General features: G+C 56.9%; 3 protein-coding genes. 1 reads left to right on the top strand and 2 read right to left on the bottom strand.

What is annotated here, in order from left to right:
• Both ACJ9N4_RS11695 and ACJ9N4_RS11700 read right to left on the bottom strand, forming a co-directional pair.
• On the bottom strand, positions 1-14,857 hold a 14,857-nt coding region (locus tag ACJ9N4_RS11695), incomplete at its 3' end, for a hemagglutinin repeat-containing protein (RefSeq protein ID WP_411500512.1).
• A 17-nt stretch (positions 14,858-14,874) separates the two neighbouring features.
• Positions 14,875-16,548 (bottom strand): ShlB/FhaC/HecB family hemolysin secretion/activation protein, encoded by a 1,674-nt coding sequence (locus tag ACJ9N4_RS11700; protein WP_411500513.1) that lies wholly within the window; start codon positions 16,546-16,548, stop codon positions 14,875-14,877.
• Between the two features lie 421 nt (positions 16,549-16,969).
• Here ACJ9N4_RS11700 and ACJ9N4_RS11705 point away from each other — a divergent pair, with 421 nt between their 5' ends.
• A complete protein-coding gene (locus ACJ9N4_RS11705; protein ID WP_182919460.1) occupies positions 16,970-18,514 on the top strand; it encodes a PAS domain-containing methyl-accepting chemotaxis protein in 1,545 nt (514 codons plus the stop codon).
• The last annotated feature ends 274 nt before the right edge of the window (positions 18,515-18,788 follow it).

The following is an 18,788-nucleotide window of genomic DNA, read 5'->3' on the forward strand; positions in this document are numbered from 1 at the left end:
GGCCGATACCGATGGCAGGCGTCAGGTTACGGTTTTCACCTTTTCCGCTGCCACCCGCACTGCCTGAAAGCGCCACCGTGTAGCTGTTGCCGCTGGTCTGGCTCTCGTTGTGGATATTGCTGAAGCCCAGCGTCCCGGTATCGAGGCTGTTTTTGTCCGGTGTGGCGGTAGAGGCGATAACCGCACCGTCAAGCTGCGTGTGATTTCCCGTGGTGACAGCAAAGCCACCTCTGCCTGCGAATATCCCGCTCTGGTCAGCAACGCTCTTGCCATCATGAGTGATATTCTCACCCGACGCACTGACGCTACCGGAAGAGGCACCATAACACAATGGCGGTATGCACAGACTGAGGGACACGCCGGACGAAGACTGCTTACTGTCATAGCTGGCGGTATCCTGCACACTACTGAGGAGCAGGTCACGTCCGGTATTCACCACCACCCGGTTGCCTTCCAGTTTTGCACCTTTCACGGTGGTGTCGCGTCCGCTGTTCACCGTGAGTTGTTCATCAGCATGAACAACACTGTTTGTGTTGCGCTGTGACTGGCTGTTTTCCTTACCCTTCTGCTGCGACGCTCCCAGCTCCAGTGAGATACCGTTCTGTGCACCAATCAGGCTCACACCGACGCCGACGCTGAACTGGTTGCCGCTGTTTTTGCTCTCATAGTTGTTTGTGTCCTGAGAGGCAGCCAGCTGGATATCCCGGCCTGCATCCAGCACCACGTGTTTACCCGCAATCTGCACACCCTGGCCGGCAATGTCATTCCCGGCGCGGATGGAAACATTCTCTCCGGCATTAATGGTGGTGCCCTGCGTGTCCGTACTGTGGTACCGGCTGTCCTGAGACGATGCTCCCATGGTTAACGCTACTTTAGCCTTAATGAGAGACGAGTCCGACAGGGCACCCTGTGCCGCGGTTGCTGCCGACTGGCCTGTTCTGATGGCGGTCAGTCGTGGGTCATCGCCGTTTTCTGCACTGCGGGCTGCCGTCTCAACGGCTTTTGCCGCATCAACAGCCCAACCGCCTGCAGATGCAGTCACACCATACTGGGAACTGCTGCTGTGGGTTTCACCATCACGGGTATCCCGGCTCACATCCATGAGTACGTTTTCACCACTGAGTGAGACCGATTTACCGGCACGGATGTCCGTACCTGACAGGGAAAGATCGTTACCGGCCAGTGCAATAAGACTACCGTTTTTGCTGCTTAGCTGGCTGCGCAATCCGTTTTCGAGGCTGTTATCTTCCCGACTGTTGTTTTTTTCATGACGGTAGCCTGCCGTGGCGCTGTAACCATCTCCTCCCAGCGTTCCCAACGTTTTGCTGCTGCCGCTGCTCTCATTGTGTGATGTGTCACGTCCGGCAGAAACGGAGATATTCCCTTTTGTGGCTGACAGCAGCAGATCATCCGTGGCGGTCATCCGGCTACCGCTGAGGTTCACGCTGCCGTCATGGCTGTTGACATAAATATCTGAACCCTGAATGACCGACGCATTTTGTGTGGTCCGGGTACCGCTGTTGCTGCTCTCTGCCTTGCCTATCCCCCCCGGCAGGAGCTGATTGCCGTGGGAACCACCACCCGCAATGGCTCGAACAGCACTTCCTGCGCTCAGGGCGCTCGAAAGATTCCAGCCGCTATTTTTAGTGTTGTTACTGTATTTCTCACTGTCCGTGGACGTGGTGATATTTACGTCTCGTTTCGCATCCAGTATTACCGCGTCACCGGCCTTAGCCTGGCTTCCGGCAATCAGGATATTGCCGCTGTTGCTGCCACCCTGTTTACCGGTGGCAGTCATCTGGATATTGCCTGCGGCGGTAAGATGACTGCCGCTGTTAAACTCACCCTGATAGTGTGATTCAGAGGAGGAATGACTGTTGCCTGCCGCAACGGACATCATCTGCCCAGCGCCGTCAAGCGCAAGTGCAGCGCCTTCAGCTCCCAGCCCCTTCACTTTATCGACGGTGCTGTTGCCACTGCTGCCCTTACCGCGAACGATATCGCGCACGTTACGTACTGTGTCTTCAAATGGCGCTTTCACAGTAATCGTTACACCAGAAGACCTGGTCTCCTGCTTCATGGACTCAGTGGTCGTATCCCGGCCAGGAATCACAGCGATGCTGTCGCCAGTGATATCGATATGTCCGGTTTTCCGGGAAGGATCTTCCTTCGCCTTTCCGGCAACCACATCCGCTGCACTCAACTGGACGTTATTTCCGGCGCTGATGATGACATTACCGCCAGTGGTGCCCACCGTGCTGCGGGCATCGCTCTGGGTCGTGTTTGCCCCCTGTCGGGTGGTTTTTGAAGACTGTGACCCCATGGTGATACCAAAACCCGACCCGCTGGAGAAAATGCCGGATTTCTTCGTTTTCTTCATGTCGTAGAACGTGTCGGTGTTGGTGGCAGCCTCCACGGTCACATTATTTCCGGCCTTCAGTGCTACATCGCGTTCAGCGGCAACCGACGACCCTTGTACTGTCAGGTTATTACCTGCGCTGAGAGCAACATTGTCACCGGAAAGCTGCGTTCCTTTCTCTCGTGTGTGCGTTTCTTCGTGGATGGTGTGAGTCGTTTTCTTACTGAGGAATCCACCGGAAGTCTCTTTCTTCTCCCGGTATGCATAGTCACTTTCGGTGGCAGTCGAGAGGTTAATATCGCGCCCGGCGGCCACGGCTGTATCACCTGCGGCATACACATCCGCTGCCTGTGCCGTCACATCCCGCCCGGCTACAATCGTTGCATTACGCCCCGCAGTGATGTCGGTTCCCTGCTGACGCACAGACTCGTTAATCACTTTCTTACGGCCAGATTTATAGCTGTCGCCCTGCGTGGTGGCTTCTGCGGCGAGGTTCACGTCACGCCCCGCCTGTATACCAACATCCTCCTTCGCCGCCAGCTCTGCCGCCTGGCTGGTGATATCGCGCCCGGCAAGCAGCGTCAGACCGCCACCGCTGGTGATGTCGCTGCGTGCCAGCCCGGTAGTGAAGCTCTCACTGCGTTTTTTCCCGCTCTCTTTACGGGTTTCAGCGCTGTTCAGGCTGAGGTCGTTACCCGCCCGGAGCAGGGCGCTGCCTTCGGACATCATCTGGCTGGCGCTCAGGGTCAGGTCATGACCCGCCTGCGCCACAAGGTTGCCGCCGTTGCTGATGGCACTGCCTTGCCAGCTGATGTCCTGCCAGTGCGTACCGTTACGCTGCTCACCATTGGTCAGTTGGTTCGCGCTAACGGCAATGTCCCCCCAGGCCTTCATCAACAGGTCACCGCCAGCGCTGAGGTTTGCCCCGGTCACATTGATATTCTGACCCGCCGTCAGGCTCAGCGCGTCCAGCGCGGTAATCGAGGCCATCGGGCCGACTGTGGCGGTGGTCATGCTGAACGGCTCACGGCTTCTGCCATTGAGTGCAGGAAGCTTCCAGTCATTGACCAGCGTAATGTTGTTGATACTGCCGTTGATGCTCTCCAGCGCCACCTGCTTACCGCTGATGGTCGAACCGATGTTGTTAATGTCGCCCAACGCACTGAGCTGCATCGCACTACCGGCGCTGATAAGCCCGCCGTTGAGGTTGCTGATTTCCCCTTCACTGGTAACGGAAAGACCGTTTTTCGCCATCAGCGTGCTGCCGTTGTTGGCGACATTACCGCCACGAATATTCACCTGATTACCGGCAATCACACTGCCGTTATTCACCGTCACGTCATTCGGTGACAGATACAGCTTCGGTACCATCACCGTCTGGCCGTTGATGGTGGTCGCTTCCCACCACAGAATACTGCTGTTCAGCCCCGCTATCTGTTCCGCCGTCAGGGAGACGCCGAACTGCAACCCTAATGCCTGTTGCGCCTGCGCCGCATGATCCATCAGGTACTGCATCTGTTTGAGGTCGGAACCGAAGCCATTCAGATAGCGGTTACCGGTCTCATTGAGCAGGGCATTGCTGACATAACGGGTATCAAAGGCGGCATCGCCCAGGAAGCGGTAGTCGTAATCCGGATGCAGGTTCAGGCGATCCAGGAAGTATGAGGAGCCCAGATACTGTTTTTCAACGGTATACTGTGCCCGCGTTTCCTGTGGCATCGGGGCAGGTTGTTTGCCAGCCATCGCCACCAGATCGCTGAGCAGGCTGTTGTCGAGCTGACCGAGGTTGTTCAGTTTCGGGTTAGTGGTGATGAGGTACGGACTTTTTGGGTCCGGGTCTGCCACAAAATAACCGTTATCACTGGTCGGGAGTGGATAATAGCTGAGACTTACCGGACGGACGGTTGTCGGCGTCATGCTGCCCGGTGCGGCAGCACTGCTGAGAGCCACAGTCTGCCCATTGAGGCTGGTTTTATTACCGCCGCTGACGCTGGCATTGTTGAGGGCCACCGTCTGGGATGTGACATTTGCCAGCCCCCCATGCGCCGTAGCACCGTTAAGTGCTACCTCCGGCCCATTGAGGCTGGTTTTGTTCCCCGTGCTGGCGGTGTAACCACCCAGTTCCACCGACTGCCCGTTGAGACTGGTCTTACTGCTCCCTGAGGTACCATACCCGTTGAGCGCCACCATCTGTCCGCTGACATTTGCCAGTCCACCACCTGCGGAATAGTTGTTTAATCCAGTCTGTTTGCCGTTGAGGGCGATCATACTGCCGCTGGCCGCATGGGTATTATCCAGCGCGGTACCGCCGTTAACCTGTAGCAGGGCATCGAGGATCTGGTTCTGCCACTGTGGCGAGCCGATGGCGACTTTATTGCTGTTGATAAGGCCACGGGTCTGTACTGCGTTGACTGTACCTGGCGAGGTGCTGAGGGTATTCAGGCCTGGTGTAGCCAGCGTACGGCTGTAGCCTGCAACATGGGCAGTGGTTGAGGTATTACTGATATCACCGCTGAAACTGGCGTTAACTGTGCCACCCGCCTGGATGACGGCGCGGTAAGTGCTACTGTCACCAGTATATTCCGTTTTTTGTGCACCAAGTTTATAGGGTACCCAGCTACGATATTTTCGCTGGTCATCGTCCCACCAGGACCATTTACCCTCACCGTATGACATCAACGGCGTCCATTTAGGGTCGGCACAATCTGAGTAAAACCACTCGCAATGATACTCTGCCTGCACATAGGTAATACGTCGACCAGCTTCGGCCGAGAAATTGTTTAATGTCCCTCCAGAAAGGGAGATATTACGCCCCGCCAGAATATTACTCGCACGGTTATCCAGGGTTCCGGCATTAACAGTGATATCACGTCCGGCTGCAATACGAGCTGCGCCACCTGTAGCTGAAGACTCTACGACTGACTCGCTAAGGATAAACTGTCTGATATCTTCACCGAGAAGACGATATACAATCTCACGTGAACACTGTCCGCTGCCATTGGCACCGCCCCGACACCTCTCATATTCATCAAACACCACGTTAGTGCCGTTGTGCTTCCACTCCTCCAGACTGATTTCAATATCGGGTTTCTTCTTACCGTAATATGAACCATGTAAATAAGGTGACTGCTTCGGAATGGCATCCGGGTATTGCTGCTCACGCTGATTAACGACCAGCCCCTCTGCTTCATTGCGCAGATACGCCGTCTTGATCGTAATATCACCATTCTGCGTCTCAATAGTCCCGGAAGTGTTGATCACTTCGCTGTTGGCATTGCCCGCCGCATCACGCTGCATCCACAGGCTGTTACCGGCGAGAATATCGCCACGCTGGTTATGAATCAGATTGGCCAGCAGTTGCAGGTTATTCCCGGCGTAAAGAAGGGCGCTGTTATTGTTAATGGCTCCCGGCGCGTTCAGCGTCAGGTCACCGGCAGTGCCGGTAAAACCGTTGTTATTGATGTCGCTACGGCTGAGCAACGTGACATTGCCACCCGCCTGCAGGCTGCCTGCGGCATTCATATCAATGCGTCCGCCGCTGAGCTGGCTGGTGAGATAACCTGCAGTCAACTTACTGTTATTGGTGAGCGCACCATCTGCACTCAGGCGTAAACCCTGGCCCTGCATTGTCCCGTTGTTAACCAGGTTGCCGGCGGTGCTGACCGACAGCATCTGTCCGGCGGCAAGCTGGCTGTTGAGCGTAAAATCGGAGCCGAGCGACAGCGTCAGGTTACCCAGCGCGGCTATCTGTCCCTGATAGTTCAGGCCGTTGCTGTTCAGGCTCAGGTCACCGGCGCTGTACAGTTTCGCCCCGGCTCCGTTGTTAACCTGAGTGCTGGTCACCGCCAGTGACTGCCCGCCGTACAACGTGCCGTTGTTATCAAGACGGTTATAATTCAGCGTCAGGTTGCCGCCCTGAAGCGTGCCCTGGTTGGTCAGGCTGCTGCCGCCAAGTATTCCCTGCTGGCTGATAAGCAACGAGCCATTATTGCCGAGCGTTCCGGTGCCGAATGTCAGTCGTCCGGCCTGTAGCCAGTTGTTGTTCGTCAGTTGCGGCGTGATGAGCGTTAGCAGACCGCCGCTCAGTAATTGCCCGTCGTTGCGGGTGGATTGCGCGCCGGTCAGCGACATATCGCCACCGCTTTGCAGCACGCCCTGGCTGGTGAGGTTGTTCCCGCTGATGCGAAGGGTGTTCTGGCTCAGTAAGTTGCCGCTGGCACTGTTCGACAGGTCGCCATTGAGCGTCACGTCCAGGCCGCCATCGGCTTGTATCGTACCGTCGTTGGTCAGCGCGCCGCTGTTCAGGGTAACGTTCGCCCCCTGGACCCGGCCAAGGTTGGTCACTGACGCACCGCTCAGGGCAAGGTTGCCTGCGGTTAGCAGCGTGGTGCCGCGCTGCACAGTGATGCCGCCACTCAGGGCGATATCCAGACCTTCCACGCCGCTGATATCACCACGGTTGTCCAGAGAACCACCGCGCACAATCAGGTTCTTCGCCAGCCATTGTCCCTGGTTGCTGTACGTGGCCGCCTGCAGGCTTGCCAGCCCGCTGGCGATAAGTTTGCTGCCTGTTGCGGTATCCAGGGAGCCAGTCACGGCGAGGGTCAGCGCATCGGCACTCTGGAGGCTGCCGCTGTTCTGGAGTTGCTGCGCATTCAACAGGATGCGCTGCCCCTGCCAGCTACCGTTGTTGATGACGCTACCTCCGGTCGCCGACAGCGTTCCCTGGCTCAGCAGTTTCCCGCCACCATTGTTGGTGAGCTTCTGGGGAGCGATGGCCCGCAGCAGACGGCCAGTCAGCGGAGCCGTTGCCTGTAACGTCAGGGAATGCAGGCCGATAACGGTACCGCTGTTATCCACCTGACCATTGCCCAGCAGCAGGGTATTACCCTGAATATTACCCCGGTTGGTCAGCTGGTTGCCGGTCAGGGTGACATCCCCTTCACCAAGCAACGCCCCGTCGTTGGTCAGCCAGCCGCTGTTAAAACGCATAGTTCCGTGGCTGAGTAACTGACCGCTGTTCAGCAGGCCGTCTGTCAGGGTGGCGGCCAGCGCATCGGTTCCCAGCAGGCTGCCACGGTTAGTCGCGGTGGCGGCGTTGAGCGTCAGGGTCTGCCCCTGAACGGTACCCTCGTTGGTAAACCCGGTATTGACGAGTGATAAGGCTCCGCCGCTGAGCAGACGCCCGGTGGCCAGGTTGGTCAGCGTGGTGTTGGTCAGCGTGAGCGCACTGGCTCCCTGTAACAGGCCGCTGTTGGTAACGGTGGCGTTGTTGACCGTCAGGTTATTCGCTGCCAGCTGTCCCCGGTTATCCAGCAATGCACCGCTCAGTGTTGCGCCGTTTTGCGCCAGTAACGTGCCGCTGGCAAGGTTGGTGAGCTGCTGGCTGGTTGCCAGTTGCAGGGTGCCCGCCTGCAACGTCCCGCTGTTGCTGAGGGTGGTGGCGATAAGATCCAGCGTCTGGCCCGCCAGCAGTAATCCGGCATTGGTCTGCGCTGCCGCATCCAGCCGCAGGTTGCCGGTGCTAAGCACCTGACCACCGGCCTGATTATTCAGGCCTGCGCCTGTGAGGGTGAGATGGCTATTGCCCTGTAACAGGCCGCTGTTAGTCAGTCCATCGCGCCCGGTAAGCTGCAGGCGGTCGGCGGCAAGCTGACCGCTGTTGGTAAACGTCTGGCTGCTAAGCGCCAGCGAGCCCTGGCTCAGGAGTTGACCGCTGCCGTTGTAAGCGCCGCTCAGGGTCGATGTCACACCGTTGCTACCCAACGCACTGCCCCGGTTGTTCCAGCTCCCGCTGTTGACGGTCAGCGTCTGCCCCTGTAATAACCCGGCATTATCCAGCCAGCGGGTAGGGGAGAGCGTCAGTCCGCCGCCGCTGAGCAGCTGCCCGGTCTGCTGGTTGCTCAGTGTCCCGCTGTTGAGCGTCAGCCACTGATTGCCCTGCAGCAGGCCGCTGTTAGTAACATCGCCACCGTTCAGGCTGACTGTGTCTGCTGCCAGCACCCCGCCGTTAGTCAGGGTGGCGGTGTTCAGGGTCAGGTTTTGCTCTGCCAGCAGATGGCTGTCGGTGGTCGTGGTCAGATCGCCAAGCGTCAGGTCAACGCTCCGGGCTTTCAGTGTCCCCTGGTGAGTCAGGCTGTCGGCTTTGAGGGTGAACCCCTGTTTCACCTGCAACAGCCCGGCATTGATTAAGGTACTGAGCGTCAGGCTCAGCGGGCCACCGGTCAGCATTTGTCCGGCCGTCTGGTTGTTGAGCGTCCGGGCCAGCAACGTGAGAGAGCTGTTGCCCTGTAACAGGCCACTGTTGGTGAGGCTGTCGACATTCAGGCTCAGACGGTCAGCCGCCAGCGTACCGCTGCTGGTCACCCCCTGTGCGCGCACGTCCATTGCCTGCTGGCTGAGCAGTAACCCGGTATTGCTCAGATTGCCGGTCAGGGTGGCTGTCACGCCATTGCTGCCAGTCGCATTGCCACTGTTTGTCAGGCTGGTACCACTCAGCGCGATTTGCTGCCCCTGCAAACGTCCCGCGTTATCGATCGCCGCGCCATTCAGCGTCAGGGTACCGCCGCTCAGCAGTTGCCCGTGGCTCTGGTTCGTGAGGTTACCGTTGTGCAGCAGTGTCTGATTACCCTGCAGCGTCCCCTGATTCAGGGTTGTGCCGGTATCAAGCTGCAGCTGGCTGGCGGCCAGAAGCCCGTCATTCGTGACATTTTTTGCCGTGAGCTGCAGCGCCTGCTGGCTCAGCATCTGACCACTGTTGGTCAGGGTATCGTTAACCTTCAGCGTCACAGCATCTGACCCGAGAAGATTGCCGTGATTGTCCGCTTTCCCGGCAGTCACTCCCAGCACCTTCGCCTGCTGCAGCCCCTCGTTGGTCAGTTGTGCCGTATCGAGCGTTATCGTACCGTCGCTGAGCAGGATCCCGGATGCCTGGTTGGTCAGCGTGCCCGCGGAGGTCAGCGTGAGACCGTTATCGCCCTGGATTAGTCCACTGTTGTCGATGTCGGTACCGGAGAGCGTCAATGCTGTGGCCGCCAGCGTACCGCTGTTAGCGACTGAGGGCGCGCTGAGCGTCAGTCCCTGTTGCGCCAGGATCTTCGCGTTCTGTCGGTTAGTAAACTGTTTAGCGAGGGAGAGCAGGGCAGTGGTGCTCAGCAACTGGCCGCTGTTATCAAAACTGTTCCCCCGGAGTGTCACCGTTTTACCCTGCAACAGGCCGCTGCTGGCAAGGGTCGAGGCAGTGGCGCTCAGATTTCCCGCCGTCAGCCACTGCCCCTGGTTACTGGCGCTGGCAGCCGCAACATCCAGCTGTTGCGCCCCCTGCAACAGACCGCTGTTGTTCAGCGTGGTGGCGGTGACGCTGAGCTGGCTGGCAGCCACGTTGCCGCTGTTGGTCAGCGTGCCCGCTGCAAGGTTTAGCTGCTGCTGCGCCAGCAATGCGCCGCCAGCCAGGTTTGTCACGGTGCCGTCGTGTTCCAGCGTCAGGTTACGTGAGGAGAGTTCCCCGCTGTTGGTCAGTAGGTTACCCTTAAGTGAGAGATCGCCTTTGGTGCTCAACAACCCGCTGTTAACCAGTGTCGGCAGTGCAAGCTGCAGGTTGCCGGTGGTGAGAATTTGCCCCCCGGTAAGGTTGTTCAGCAGCGCGGTCGTCAGCGTGAGGCCGCTGTCACCCTGAAGGAGTCCGCTGTTGTTAAGGGATGTTCCTGCCGACAGGTTCAGCATGTCGGCGGCAAGGACCCCGCGATTACTGAGCAGCGGTGCGCTGAACGTCATCTCATGCTGCGCGAGCACCTTACCCTGCTGCTGGTTGGTCGCGCGTTCCGCCATAACGATCAGGGCGTTGGTGGCCTTCAGTTGCCCGCTGTTGTCGAGACGGTTTCCCTTCAGGGTTATCTGCCCCGCCTGCACCAGACCGCCGTTGTTCAGATCGGCAATGCTGGCATTCAGGGTATCTGCCGTCAGCCACTGTCCCTCGTTACTGGCGTTATCCGCCGTCATATCCAGCCGCTGTGCCCCCTGCAACAGCCCCTTATTTTTCAGTCCTGAAGTGTTCAGGGTCAGCCGGGAAGCCTGGATATTGCCGTTGTTGACCATCTGATGGCTGGTGAGCGTCAGCGCCTGCTTTGCCAGCAGATCGCCTTCCTCCTGATTGGTGAGGGTATCCCCGGTCTGCACGATCAGGTTACGTGCGGAGATTTCCCCGCTGTTATCAAGCTGGTGGCCCGTGAGCGCCAAATCGCCCCCCGCACTCAGTAGCCCGGCGTTGGTCAGCGTTGGCACCGTCAGGGTTAACCCGTCTCCGCTGAGGATCTCTCCGGACGTCTGGTTATCCAGCTGCGTGGCAGTAAGCTGCAGGCCGTGGTCGCCCTGCAACAAACCGCTGTTGTCAATGCGGGAGCCGGACAACGTCAGCGTGGATGCCGCCATGATCCCGTGGTTGGTGAACAATGGCGTGTTGAGCGTTAACCCCTGCTGCGCCGTTATTTTCCCTGTTCGCTGGAGGGTAAACTGTTTTGCCAGCGTGAACAGGGCTGTTGTGGCCTGCAGTTGCCCGCTGTTATCGACGCTGTCACCTTTCAGGATCAGCGTTTGCCCCTGCAGCAGCCCGCTGTTGTTCAGCGTCTGAATACTGGCATTCAGGTTTCCTGCCGTCAGCCACTGACCCTGGTTAGCGGCATTCGCCGCCGTGATGTCCAGTTGCTGAGCACCCTGTAACAACCGGCTGTTACTGAGCTGCGCCGCCGTCACATTCAACCGCTCTGCCACCACCCGGCCCTCATTGTTCAGGGTTCCGGCAGACAGCGTCAGCGTCTGATCTGCCAGCAGCGTGCCCTCCGCCTGGTTGCTGACCGTGCCGCTGTGGCGCAGCGTCAGGTTGCGGGCAGCAATGTTCCCCTGGTTATCCAGTTGTTCACCGTCGAGCGTGAAATCCCCCGCGACATCCACCAGACCGGCATTCGTCAGCGTGGGAAGGGCCAGTGCCAGATTACCGTCGGTGATAATCTGCCCGGCGCGCTGGTTAGCCAGTGAGGTGGCAGCCAGCAACAGCGTATTGTCGCCCTGCAGTTGACCACTGTTGTCGAGCGTGGTGGCCGTCAGGCTCAGCACCTTCGCCGCGAGTGTGCCGCTGTTGCGCAGTTGCGGGGCCGAAAGAGTCAGTCCCTGGTGGGCAATAAGGCTGCCCGTAGGCTGGTTGCTGAACTGCTGTGCCAGGTGCAGCAGTAACGTGGTGGCCGTCAGTGAACCGCTGTTATCCGCACTGTCCCCGGTGAGGTTGATGGCCTCCCCCTGTAACGTGCCGCCATTGTTTAAACTGCTGGCCTTTACCGTCAGCGCGCCGTCCGTCAGCAGTTTTCCGCTGTTGCCGGCAGTGGTGGCGGTGATATCAAGCTGTTTTGTTCCCTGTAGCTGACCACTGTTGACCAGGGTGTCAGACGTCAGGCTCAGCCGATCCGCCAGCACGCTGCCGTTGTTGGTCAGCGTTGCCGCCGAAAGCACCGCTTCCAGCTGAGCCTGTAATTTCGCGCCTGCGTTATGGGTTTGTGCGCCGCTGTGGTGCAGCGTCAGGGTACGGGCAGAAATGTCCCCGCTGTTGTCCAGACTGTCACCGGTTAACGTCAGGTCGCCACCCACCTGCAGTAACCCGTTGTTCTTCAGCACAGGGACGGCCAGCGCAAGGCTGCCGCCAGTCAGGACTTTCCCGGCACTCAGGTTTGCCACCTGTCGCAGCGCCAGGGCCAGCGTGTTATCCCCTTGCAGGAGCCCCCGGTTGGTCAACGTATCGGCCGTCAGGTTCACGGCAGGGGCGCTCAGCGTACCGTCGTTAGTCAGCGTCGGGGCGCTTATCGTCAGCCCTTGCTGAGCGACAATCCGACCCCCGGTCTGGTTATTGAGCGCGCTGGCAAGATGCAGTAACTGCATTCCGGCATTCAGCTCGCCCCGGTTATCGAGGCTGTCTGCTGTGAGGTTCAGAGTTTGTGCCTGCCAGAGCCCGCCGTTGGTCGCCTGCTTGCCGCTGAGCGTCATCGTCCCGGCGCTTAGCAACTGACCGTTACCGGTATTATTCAGCCCTGTGGTCCGCACATCTAAAGCCTGCTGACCCTGGATCAAACCGTTGTTGTCCAGCACAGTGCTGTTGAGTTTAACGTTGTCGCTACTCAGCGTACCGCTGTTGTTGAGGCTGGCGCTGTTAAAGGTCAGCCCGTTCCGGGCAACTATCTTCCCGCCGTTTTGGTTATCGGCGGCACCGTTCAGCATCAGCGTCAGATCCGTGGCAGCGATGCTGCCGCGGTTAGTCAGGCGATCGGCGTTGAGCGTCATTCCCTGACGCGCCAGCAGACTGCCCTGTTGGGTCAGACCGCGAAGTTGCAATATGAGCTGTTCGGTCTGCCAGCTGCCGCTGTTGTCCAGCTGATCCGCTCTTACGCCGACTGTCTGACCGTTCAATGTCCCGCTGTGACTCAGGTTGCCCGCGGAAGTCACTTGCAGATCGCCGCTGGCGGCCTGGTTGCCTGCAAGCTGACCCTGCTGCATTGACAGCGTCAGGTTATGGCCCTGTAATTGCGACCCTGCGCGCGTGGTCAGCCCGGCTGCGTTCAGCGAGACATCCCCCTGTGCGCTGAGCTGCCCACCAAGCGACGTCTCCCCGCTGCTCAGTGTCAGATTGCCTTTGCTGCTCAGTGAACTGCTGTTGCCACTGGTCAGTGCCGTGCCGTGAATATTCACCTGGCTACCACCGGCGATCTGCCCGTCCAGAAGCACATTGCCACCGTTCAGCCATAGACCACCGTCACTCAGTAACTGCCCCCCCGTCCCGAGACTCAGCCCGCCAGGCGTGGTAAGGGTGAGGTTATTTCGCGCGCTTGTCAGGCCTTCAAGCGTGATGGCCTGGCGGCCCGTCAGCGTCAAATCATTACCGCTGAGGAACTGTCCGCTGCTGTTCAGGCTGTCCATATTCAGCCACTGCGATCCGAGGCTTTGCAGCGTGGCGCTGTTGGTCCACTGCCCGATATCGGCAGACAGATTACCGTTGGCTAACAGAAGCCCACTGCTGCTGAAGTTGTTTGTCTTAAGGGTGAGATCCTGACCTGCAACCAGTTGCCCCTGCCAGTTGCTGTTGTCGGCGAGAGTCAGCGCGACATTATGCTGTGCATCGATACGGCTGCTGCTCCCGGCATTCAGCGTCGTGGCCGTCAGTGTGGTATCGCGCCCGGCATTGAGCTGTCCGTTCAGCGCCAGGTTGCCTGCATTCAGCGTGATATCGCGTGTTGCCCGGATCCGGCTGGTGGTATCAAGGGTGTGGTTCTGTTGAGCGGTGAGCTGCACGTCTTGTGCGCTGAGATCGGCGTCAGTCCATTGTTGACGGGCCGCCGTTACGGACAGGCCCGCATTTGTGCTGACTTTCCCCTGAGCATTCACCCCTGCCGCCAGCGTACTGTGGCTGGCAGAGAGCTGACCGGCGCTGTTCAGCGTCAGGTCACCACCGCTGGCAAGTGTGGCGTTATTGAGTGTCGTGTCACCCTGACTTGTCAGGGTCATCGTCTGGCCGGTCTGATGGCTTCCGGTCAGCGTTATCTCCGGAGCGGAAGCCGTAAGCGTGCCGCTGGCGAGGGTGTTGTTGAGTGTCAGTTTACCATTGGCGTCAAGCCGGATGTCTCCCTGGCGGGCGTTGAGGTTACCCAGGTTAACCCCAACGCCTTTTTCACCGGAAACCAGCCGTATACGGTCGGCATACATCCCTCCGAGCGCACCGGTATCCACAGCAAGTACCGGAACCGGGCCAGTCCCGCTGATGGCGCTGACATGACCACTGGCGTCCACCCGGTTAGCACCGGTGGTGATACTCAGGTCTTTGGCATACAGCTGCGCATTGATCTCTGCCGCACGGGAGATAATCGACACGCTGTCACTCTTACTGGTATCCAGACCGTTACCGTCGATGGTGATGCTGCCACCCGTCACGTTCAGCGACTGCAAATTACCGTTCGCATCGAGTTGCGGTTTACCGGTCGTCAGCGTCACCGCCGGGGTATTAATAAAGCCACACCCGCTACAGGTTATCCCATAGGGGTTGGCGACCATCACGCTGGCCGCTTTACCGGCGACTTCGGTATAGCCCTGAAGCTGAGAACGGCTGGTGCCGGTCACTTCGTTAATAATGGCTTTCGCTTCCTGCCCGGCCTTCAGGTTGGGGTTGTTCTGAACCAGCCCGCCTAGCTGTGTCGCCGTTAACTGCCCGGTGGCGTTATTGAGGATGACCCCCTCTTTGCCGACGTTGTAGTCCTGATACTGGTTATGTGAAACGCCTGCCGCATTAGACGTGGCAATATTGATAAGCGGTACCCCATTACCCGCCTGATCCACCTGGGTTCCCGGTGTGACAGGCGTAATGGCGGCCGCCAGCGCCGGGGCCACCGGCTGGAGGATAAGGAAACTGATCAGGCAATAACTCAGCAGTCGCTGGGACAAACGAACCGTGTGTTCAGGGTGCTGAGCCATTGCAGAGATATCCTTATTCAGAGTGCCAGTCCAAGGCGGTAATAAACACAAAAACGGTCTGGGGTGAGTTCTGTAGGCCAGGCAATCGGCCGGCCAAGGGTCAGTTGACTGGAGAGAAAGCGTCCGGTACTGGCAAGCCCGACAGCGCTTCCCCATAGCGTACCGGAGGCGTTAGCGTCGTCGTTGTCATGCTTTAACCAGCCGCCATCAACGGCAGCGACAGCGCTGATCTCCCCGATCCCCGGCAGGCTGAAGAGGCTAATATTCAGTTCGTTACGCCAGTAGCCACCGTTGTCTCCGGCCAGATACTGCTCTTTAAACCCCCGAACCGAGCTTTCACCGCCGATTGTCAGGCGTTCGCTGCCGTACAGCCGGTCGCCGGTTGCCTGTCCATACAGGCTGGTCAGAAATGTGACGCGCCGGGTGAGGGGGCGGTAGAAGCTGGCCGTTAACGACCCTTTAGTGAATTCCGCTTTGGGAGCGTCTGGTGCTTTGCCCTCATCATTTTCAGCACCCAGCCACGGAACACCTTTCGTCAGCGCCGGGTTGAAGGTCGCAGATCCACCGGCAACTTTCTGGCTGTGATTAATACCCACCATGACATTTGAGAGTACCCGGCTGCTGCTTTTCAGCGGGGCGTCATTTAGCCAGTTGCGGCTGTTACGACGCGCCATGCCGAGGCTGAGGGCCGTTTTCATATCACTGTTGCGGTACAGCACGTCCGTGAGCGTCAGACGATGGGTCTGAGTATCGCCTCTGGAGTGCCAGTCGTAGCCCCGGCTACTGACTGTGCTGAGGTAGTTGTTCCAGGAATAGCTGTAATCGAGCAGCGCGTAGCCGTACGGCAGGCTCAGGCCTGCCTGAAAACTCTGAGCGTCATGGCCGGTGGTGAAATCACTGCTGCGCCCGCCGTTCAGTGACCATTTATCGGCCAGACCAAGCAGATTATTACCCGTCAGCGATCCGGTGAGCTGACCAGTGCCGGTGCTCTTCTGCCCGCTGTTATCAAAACCCAGCGATGCGTTGAGCGGAAACTCCGGCGTGGCAGTCAGGCTGACCACCGATAAACCCTGGGTGGTGCCGGGCAGAATTTCAATCTGTACCGGGACGCTACGCAGGCGGTTAATCTGCTCCATTCCCTGTTCGATATCACGCAGATTAAGAATATGACCTTCCGCACCAGGAAATACGGTGCGCAACATGGCCGGTGTCTGGCCATCGAGTTCAATTTTCTCCAGTCGGCCTTCCAGAATTTCCAGTGTTAATTCGCCGTGGGATAAATCCTGTTCGGTCAAAAATGCCCTGCTGGTAATATAGCCCCGGCTGATGTACCAGTCGGAAACGTTGTGCGTCAGTTCACTTATTTTTGCCAGATTCAGACAGCGGTGGGAATAAGGCGTGGTTAGCTGCTGTTGTTGTTTCTGGCTAATCAGCGTGGCGTTATTCAGAGTAATGCGATTAATCAGAAAACAGGGCCCGCCATTATTTTCTACAGGGGGCGAAGGTAATGCCGGAGCAGGCGTCAGGCGTTCCAGTTCCTCGCGTTGCTGCTGATTTTGTTGCAAAATATCCTGCTGCTGTTGCTGAAGGGTTTCCCTGTCAGCCGGGCTAAGCCGGGTCGCTAACGAAGTACAGGAATAGAAAATGAAAAGAGAAGCCAGCAGATAACGCCAAAGCATTTGCTCATCCATAAGCACAGAGTGATTTTTTATATCTTAACATATTTCGTTATCCAGCAAGTTATTTCCAAAAAAAATACAAAAATACGCTACCATAAATGAAATTGTCCTTTAAAAAACATTCCTTAAACAACACTGACGTGCAGGCAAACACAATGACCATGATTTAAATTAAATTTAAAGTATATTTGACTTTAAACTGAATCATCCCCAGGTCTAACATACGCCTCAGCGTGATTTAAGGTGCTTATTCGATACTCCGACTCCCTGTACCCGCTCCGGTTTACGGAGAAGTCAGCATGTCGTTTTTATTCGCTAACCTATCTTCAGTCGTTGTGATCTGGTTATCAGATTGATAACAATTTGTCATACGTTTTGCTTTTGAGCCGATAATTGCGATACCAGATAACAGTGTTCATATGGATGTATCACTATGCGGGATAATCAACCGGTTACACAGAAAGAATTTGTTTTCGACAGCAAGGCGACGCTGATGTCGACAACCGATGAGAACAGTTACATTACTTATGCGAATGATGCTTTCATCAATGTGAGTGGTTTTACCGCCGATGAAATCAAGGGGCAACCTCATAACCTTGTCCGTCATCCCGATATGCCCAAAGAAGCTTTTGCAGATATGTGGTCAACGCTTCGTCAGGGTGAGCCCTGGTCAGCACTGGTAAAAAATCGCAGGAAAAATGGCGATCATTATTGGGTTCGCGCGAATGCTATTCCGGTAATAAGAGAAGGTAAAATTAAAGGCTATATGTCGGTAAGGACACAGCCTGAAGAGGATGAAACCCGGGATGCCGAGAAGATATATCGAAATTTTCGCGAAGGTACAGCAAAAGGACATAAGTTTCACAAAGGGTTGATTATTCGTACAGGCTGGATGCGATGGCGTTCACTACTCAAAACACTTCCTCTGAAATGGCGATTACGTATTCCGCTTTTAGTAACCTTACTGCTCAGTATTCCGGTTGCATGGTTGTCCTCCATTAATATTGAAAAACTGGTAATTTTTATCCCCCTGATGACCATGTTATTACTGCTTGTTACCGCATGGCTTGAATCACAAATATCCCGCCCGATTGAACAATTATGTCGAAACGCTAAAGAGGTCGCCAGCGGCGCGATGTATAAAGTCACGCTCCTGGACCGGGTCGATGAAGTAGGGATCATTTCGCGCTCGATTAGCCAGCTTGGGCTCATGTTCCGATGGCTGGTGGATGACGTGAGCGGTCAGGCCATTAATGTACTCAAAGCCTCCGATGCGCTGAGCACGGGAAATAACGATCTCAGCCAGCGAACCGACCAGACCGCATCGAATGTGCAACGTACCGCAGCCACGATGCATCAAATGGTGACTACGGTAAAAAATAATACCGAAAGCGCCTCCCAGGTCAAAACGCTGGCACAGGAATCCCGGGATGCCGCTGAGAAAGGCAGCGATGTAATGAGCAGCATGATATCCATGATGTCTGCAATAACAGAGAGTTCACTGCATATATCGCGGATTACCAATATCATCGACAGCATTGCATTCCAGACCAATATTCTGGCGCTTAATGCCGCAGTGGAAGCCGCCCGGGCCGGAGAACAAGGGAAAGGCTTTGCCGTGGTCGCAGCAGAAGTACGCAATCTGGCTCAGCGTAGCGCGAATGCCGCGAAGGAGATTAAACAGCTCGTTGAAGAAAGCGTTCAGCATGTCCATTTGGGTACACAATTAGCGGATGACTCCGGGAAAACCATGCAGGAAATTGTGGAGCGGGTAAAAAATGTGACGCTGTTGATTGCGCAGATTAGTGAGGCGACGGCAGAGCAGGCCGGTGCGTTAGGTGAAGTTTCTCATTCTGTTGAAAAACTTGATGAAATTACACATCAAAACGCGACGCTCGTTCAGCAAAGTGCCGATGCGACGGCAAAGATGAATCATCAGGCAACACAACTGGTCGATGCGATTACCGTTTTTCGCTAGCTGACGATCTATTTTTTTGCCCGGTAATGTCTTTTAGGCTGGAACAACGTGCCATTTGAATGGCACGTTGTTTAAAATATGCCATTCCTGAGCTGCTATTATCTCTTTTTATTTAAGGGACCCTGATACCGGCGACTGAGCCCAGTCCAGAGCAAAATCAGCAACGGCTTCCCAGCCTGACTCACCGCAAGTGAAATGACTTCTGCCAGGGAATAGTTTATAAGCGCTGATGGCACAAGAGGCTTTGGTATTTTTCTCAAAATTCTCTCCTGCG

The sequence above is a fragment of the Enterobacter sp. LM3 genome, assembly GCF_046622475.1.
Classification (GTDB): domain Bacteria; phylum Pseudomonadota; class Gammaproteobacteria; order Enterobacterales; family Enterobacteriaceae; genus Enterobacter; species Enterobacter cloacae_P.

What these genes read in the sequence shown, in the direction of transcription:
- ACJ9N4_RS11700 (WP_411500513.1), bottom strand. Translation starts at nt 16,548, where the DNA reads ATGGATGAGCAAATGCTTTGGCGTTATCTGCTGGCTTCTCTTTTCATT.
- ACJ9N4_RS11705 (WP_182919460.1), top strand. Translation starts at nt 16,970, where the DNA reads ATGCGGGATAATCAACCGGTTACACAGAAAGAATTTGTTTTCGACAGC.